Below are 356 nucleotides of genomic sequence, written 5' to 3' on the forward strand. Positions count from 1 at the left end.
ATTGGGGACTAGCCAAGTCAGGTCCAAGGCACTGGGTTTTGATCCCAGCATTCACAGGTTCGAATCCTGTGTCCCCTACCACAGGTGTTTAGTTCAGCTGGTAGAACGGCGGCCTCCAAAGCCGTTGGTCGGGGGTTCGAATCTCTCAGCACCTGCCATATTCAGTCAGTAGAACTGACCAGCTACTGATTCGGGTTCGCCCGAGATTCATGCACGACGGTATTGCACATGCCGCGCAGTCTGGTTACCTGCACTCCTTTTGCTCGGTGTCGGCCCGGGTTAATGTGCAGAGCCGAAGATGTTTGGTTGATTTGGTGTTGGGCAAGTAAATAGAGGGTGGATAGTTGGCGCTATCC

General features: G+C 53.7%; 1 tRNA gene. It reads left to right on the forward strand.

The annotated features are described in order from the left end of the window. Positions 1-82: 82 nt before the first annotated feature. A tRNA-Trp gene (locus AC1RPT_RS07820) sits at positions 83-158 on the forward strand. The last annotated feature ends 198 nt before the right edge of the window (positions 159-356 follow it).

Source organism: Dellaglioa sp. CoH-56-MRSF-11 (genome assembly GCF_056782135.1).